This window comes from Leucobacter sp. M11, from assembly GCF_035726885.1.
Taxonomy (GTDB): Bacteria; Actinomycetota; Actinomycetes; order Actinomycetales; family Microbacteriaceae; genus JAPFRB01.
Genome location: NZ_JAPFRB010000003.1, coordinates 712,886 through 714,370, shown reverse-complemented (window position 1 = coordinate 714,370; position 1,485 = coordinate 712,886). Strand labels below are relative to the sequence as shown.

Here is a 1,485-nt window from a genome sequence, read left to right as displayed (position 1 = left end):
CACCAGCGCTCCGGGCGCTGGGCGATCTCATCGCGGAGCACGACCACCGCGAGAATCAGCATGATGCCGGCGGGCATCCAGCGCCCGAGCGCCTGGACAAAGCGCGAGCGGCGGAGGGGCTTCAGAATGGCGAAGGGCAGCGCGCGTAGCGCGAGCGTGATGAGGCCCGCGATGACGACGGCCGCGATGAGGTAGCCGGGGCTAGGCACGATCCTCCGATCCCCTGAGGAGGAAACGCAGGACGAGCCCGCCCGCAAACAGGAGCAGGGCCGCGAGCAGGGCCTGCCCCGGGAAGGCCACGAGCGCGACCGTGACGGCGAGCCCGGCGAGAAGCGCCGAGGGTAGCTCTCGGCGGCTGCGGAGCGCGTCGAGCGTCATCACCAGAAACAGGGCGACGAGGGCGAACTCAAAGCCCTCGATGGGTTCCGGGAGCGCGGAGGCGAGCGCCACCCCGAGGAGCCCGCCGAGCACCCAGTAGGCCTGCATCGCGAGCTGTCCCGTCACGATCCGCGCCGAAGACAACTGCTGGGGCGGCATGAGCGCGTAGGTCGCGTAGGCCTCGTCGATGAGCGCGTAGACGGAGTAGGCGCGGGGCAGGCCGGGTCGCACGCGCGACAGCGGGAAGGAGAACGCGTAGAACACGTGCCGAAGGTTGACCGCGAGCACCGTCACCGCGATGGTCAGCAGCGGGGTGGCCGCCGCGAGCAGGCCGACGAGCAGCAGCTCGACGGAGCCCGCAAAGATCGCGATGGAGAGGGCCGGGGCCACCCACCAGGGCAGCCCGGCCTGCACCACGAGCACCCCGAGGGCGATGCCCAGCGGGAAGATGCCGAGGCCAACGCCGAGGGAGTCGGCGAGCCCGGCGCCGATCCGGGCGCGACGGGGGGCGGCTTCGCCGTCCCGAGCGGAGGGGGAATCGCTCATCTGCGGTGGGCTCAGACGACGCGAACGACGCCGACCATCTCCGGGTGGATCGAGCAGAGGTACGGGAACTCCCCCGCCTCGGCGAAGACGTGCGTGTAGCTGCCCTCGCGGAGCAGTTCGCTCACGAACGAGCGGTCATTGGCGACCACGTCGTGCTTCATCGACCCGGCGAAGGTCCAGGTCACGGCCTGGCCCCGCCGCACGGTGACCTCGGCGGGCTCGTAGCGGTTGTCGATCGCCAACACCTCGGCCCCGATGTCCGTCGCGTCGTCATCCGAGGGCACGAGCTCCGGGCCGGAGGCGCAGCCGGAGAGGGAGGCGACCGCGCCGCCCACCACGAGCGTGCCGAGCAGGCCCAGCACCGCCTCCCGGCGGCCCAGCTCGCCCAGCGGTCCGAGCGGGCGCGCGGCGGGCGTCATCGGACGTGCATGGCCCGCGCGACCTCGGTCACGGAGCCGACGAGGGAGGGGTACACGGCGAAGGAGGACGCAATCTGGTCAACCGTCAGCCGGTGTTCCACGGCGAGGGCGAGCGGAAAGATCAGCTCGCTCGCCTTCGGGG

At 71.9% G+C, this 1,485-nt stretch carries 4 protein-coding genes; all 4 read right to left on the bottom strand.

Features of this window, described 5'->3' with window-relative positions:
- On the bottom strand, window positions 1-209 hold a 209-nt coding region (locus OOT08_RS11820), incomplete at its 3' end, for an AzlD domain-containing protein (RefSeq protein ID WP_325092838.1).
- Window positions 202-924, bottom strand: a complete 723-nt coding sequence (locus OOT08_RS11815) for an AzlC family ABC transporter permease (RefSeq protein ID WP_325092837.1) — start codon at window positions 922-924, stop codon at window positions 202-204. The genes OOT08_RS11820 and OOT08_RS11815, both read right to left, overlap by 8 nt.
- An 11-nt stretch (window positions 925-935) precedes the next feature.
- The gene (locus OOT08_RS11810) at window positions 936-1,343 is read right to left on the bottom strand and encodes an amicyanin (protein ID WP_325092835.1); all 408 of its coding nucleotides are present in this window, start codon (window positions 1,341-1,343) and stop codon (window positions 936-938) included.
- The coding region (locus tag OOT08_RS11805) for a hypothetical protein (protein WP_325092936.1) at window positions 1,340-1,485 on the bottom strand (146 nt) is incomplete at its 5' end. The genes OOT08_RS11810 and OOT08_RS11805, both read right to left, overlap by 4 nt.